Annotated in this window: 3 protein-coding genes; 1 reads left to right on the top strand and 2 read right to left on the bottom strand. The window is 72.0% G+C overall.

The annotated features are described in order from the left end of the window. Together HW445_RS22745 and HW445_RS22740 are read right to left on the bottom strand one after the other, a co-directional pair. The coding region (locus HW445_RS22745; RefSeq protein WP_180222823.1) for an MDR family MFS transporter at nucleotides 1-1,673 on the bottom strand (1,673 nt) is incomplete at its 3' end. 224 nt (nucleotides 1,674-1,897) lie between these two features. Beyond that, nucleotides 1,898-2,338 carry an SRPBCC family protein gene (locus HW445_RS22740; protein ID WP_180222822.1) on the bottom strand — a complete coding sequence of 147 codons (441 nt, stop codon included), beginning with the start codon at nucleotides 2,336-2,338 and terminating at the stop codon, nucleotides 1,898-1,900. Nucleotides 2,339-2,503: 165 nt separating this feature from the next. Here HW445_RS22740 and HW445_RS22735 point away from each other — a divergent pair, with 165 nt between their 5' ends. Continuing rightward, on the top strand, nucleotides 2,504-3,532 hold the full coding sequence (locus HW445_RS22735) for an Rv2578c family radical SAM protein (RefSeq protein WP_180222821.1): 1,029 nt from the start codon (nucleotides 2,504-2,506) through the stop codon (nucleotides 3,530-3,532). Nucleotides 3,533-3,538 lie beyond the last annotated feature (6 nt).

The raw sequence follows: 3,538 nt of genomic DNA, 5'->3' as shown, positions 1-3,538 counted from the left end.
AGCGGCGCGGAGGCCGCGTAGGCAACGGCGGCGGCCGGGGCGGCCGCGGGCTGGGACTCGTCGGCATCGGGGGCGTTGTGGGACACCAGCGGTTTCTCCTTGAGGAAGAAGGCGATGATCAGGCCGAGCACGAGGACCGGCACCAGGTAGAGGAAGATGCGCGGCATGGCCTCCGCGTAGGCCGCGATGTAGGCGTCGCGCTGGGGCGCGGGCAGCGCGTGGACCATCTCCGGGCTCACGGACGCGGTGTGCGGCGCCGCGGCCGCGCCTCCGGGAAGCCCGGGCAGGCGCTCGGCGAGGGCCTCGGTGAACCGGTCGGCGAAGAGGGTTCCGAAGACGGCGGCGCCGACGCTGCCGCCGATCTGCCGGAAGTAGTTGTTGGCGCTGGTGGCGGTGCCCAGGTCGCGGGGGCGCACCGAGTTCTGCACGGCGAGCACCAGGACGGGCATCACCAGGCCGATGCCCGTCCCCAGCACGAACATCCAGACGCTGTAGGTGATCCGCCCGGTGCCGGTGTCCAGGAACGACAGCAGCCACATACCGACGGCGGAGAGGAGGCCGCCGAGGATCGGGTAGATCCGGTAGCGGCCGGTGCGGCTGATCAGCTGCCCCGAGACGACGGAGGCGCCCACCACCCCGCCCATCATGGGCAGCATCAGCAGGCCGGACTCGGTGGCGGTGGCCCCGTCGACCATCTGGAGGTAGCTGGGCAGGTAGCTCGCCGCGCCGAACAGGGCGATGCCGACCACCATGCCGGCCAGGGCGGTGACGTTGAAGACGGAGTCCCGGAACAGCCGCAGCGGGATGAGGGGTTCGGCCGCGAACCGCTCGGCCACCACGAAGAGCGCCGAGGAGAGCACGGCGCCCGCGGCCAGGCCGAGGATCTCGCGGGAGCCCCAGGCGTACTCGGTGCCGCCCCAGCTGGTCAGCAGCACCAGACAGGTCGAGGCGGTGGCCAGCAGCACGGTGCCGAGGACGTCCAGCCGGGGCCGGACGGCGGGCTTGGGCAGCTTGAGCACGAAGGCGACGACGACCAGGGTGATCAGGCCGAACGGGACGTTGAAGTAGAAGCACCAGCGCCACGAGACGTGGTCGGTGAAGTACCCGCCGAGCAGCGGTCCGGCCACCGACGCCAGGCCGAAGGCGGCGCCGATCAGGCCCATGTAGCGGCCGCGCTCGCGCGACGGCACGATGTCCGCGATGATCGCCTGCACGCCGATCATCAGGCCGCCCGCGCCGATCCCCTGCACCGCGCGGAACGCGATCAGCTGGTCCATCGTCTCCGCCCGCCCGCAGGCCGCGGAGCCCACGACGAAGACCACGATCGCGAAGAGGAAGACGCCCTTGCGGCCGAAGAGGTCGCCGAGCTTGCCGTAGACCGGCAGCACCACGGTGGAGGTCAGCAGGTAGGACGTGATCGCCCAGGACATCTTGTCCATGCCCTGAAGGTCGCCGACGATCCGTGGCAGCGCGGTGGCGACGATCATCTGCTCGAGCGCCGCGAGCAGCAGCGCGAGCATCAGCCCCGCGAAGACCAGCCGGACGCCGCGCGGGGTCAGCCGCGGGCCCGTCCCGGCGGGGTCCCGCACCGCGGGGAGGGGAACGGTGTCCGCGTCCTCCGGCGTCGGCGGTCCCCCGGTCTCGTCCCGCAGCAGAGCGGTCCCGCCCGTCACGCCCACTTGCGCCCTCCCGTTCGTCACACGTCACCAGGCGAACGGCAGCAAAGGATTCCGGTTACGCAAGTCACTCGAAACGGTGAGACCAACAGGGTTGCGACGGTGGGGTGTTGACCCTCCGGCCCGCCCCAGGAGCTCTTCCGGCCCTCCTCAGGAGCCCCTCCGACCCGGCCGGGGATCCCTCCGGCCGGGCCGTCACCCCCGGGGTGCGGGGGCCCGCGTCACTCGACCTCGGAGGCCAGCCGCGCCAGCACGGCGTCGTGGATCCGGGCCAGGCCCTTGGGCGCGAAGGTCCTCTCGAAGAAGCCGCCGATCCCGCCGGCACCGTTCCAGACGGCGGTGACGACGACCCGCGACCTGCCCTCGCCGGCCGGAGTGACCCGCCAGGTGGTGACCATGGAGGAGTTGCGGTCCTGCTCCCGGAGCTCCCCGGAGGAGGGCTCGGTCACCTCCAGCAGGCAGTCCCGCACCCGCTTCTCGGTCGCCTGAAGCCTCCAGTGGACCAGGGTGCCCGCCCCCTTGCCGCCCTCCCGCACCTCGTACTCGCTGAACTGCTCGGGCAGCAGCTTCGCCCGGGTGCCCTCGTAGTCCGCCAGGGCGGCGTACACCTGCTGCGCGTTCGCCGCGACGACCCGCTCGGTCGTGGCCTCCACCTGCGCCATTGCTTCCTCCAGCTCTTGGGTCCAGCCGATCCGGCGCCAGCAAACCACCCCGGCCCACCCCCGCCAAATCGACGGCCCGGCGGGGCCGCGAGGTGCCGTTCGCACGATCAAGGGAACACGTGTTCTATTATCGCTGTCCGAAACGACCGACAAGCGAGGCCTGCAATGCGCTGGGAGAACCTCACGCCGGAGTCCGAGCAGAGGGACCCCGCCCTGTTCGGGGCGGACTCGGTGACCACCCGCACCTTCGACACCCCCGAATTCCGCGGCATCACCTTCCACGAGATCCGGGCGCGCTCCATCGTCAACCGGGTACCGGGCGCCTCCCGGATGCCGTTCGAATGGACGGTCAACCCCTACCGCGGCTGCTCGCACGCGTGCGTCTACTGCTTCGCCCGCAAGACCCACGGCTACCTGGACCTGGACACCGGCCTGGGGTTCGACTCGCAGATCGTGGTGAAGCTGAACGCCCCCGAACTGCTGCGCGCCAAACTGGCGTCGCGGGCCTGGCACGGCGAGCACATCGCCATGGGCACCAACGTGGACTGCTACCAGCGGGCCGAAGGGCGCTACCGGCTGATGCCGGGGATCATCGCCGCGCTGCGCGACCACGCCAACCCGTTCTCCATCCTCACCAAGGGCACCCTGATCCTGCGCGACCTCGCCCTCCTGGAGCAGGCCGCCGAGGTGACCGACGTGGGCGTCAACGTCTCGGTCGGCTTCGTCGACCGGGACCTGTGGCGCACGGTCGAACCGGGCACTCCCGCACCGGAGCGCCGACTGGACGTGGTCCGCACCCTCGCCGGGCGCGGCATCGGGTGCGGGGTCCTCATGGCGCCGGTGATCCCCTTCCTCGGCGACCGGCCCGAACAGCTCCGCGCCACCGTCCGGGCGATCGCCGAGGCCGGCGCGACCTCGGTGACCCCTCTGGTCCTGCACCTGCGGCCGGGGGCGCGCGAGTGGTACATGGCCTGGCTGGCCGAGCACCACCCGGGGCTGGTCGCGCGGTACGAGCGGATGTACGCGGGCGGGGCCTACGCGCCGACCTGGTACCAGCGGCAGATCACCCGCCAGGTGCACGAACTGGCCCGCGAGTACGGCATCGGCCCCGAGGGCGGCGCGGCCCGCCGCCGCATCCCCTCCCCGCGGACCGCCGCGGAGACCGAGGGGCCGGTGCAGCTCTCGCTGCTCTGACACGGC

The organism is Streptomyces sp. UH6, assembly GCF_013421635.1.
Taxonomy (GTDB): domain Bacteria; phylum Actinomycetota; class Actinomycetes; order Streptomycetales; family Streptomycetaceae; genus Streptomyces; species Streptomyces abyssomicinicus.
The sequence above is the reverse complement of the archived record's forward strand: the minus strand, read 5'-3'. Positions and strand labels throughout refer to the sequence as shown.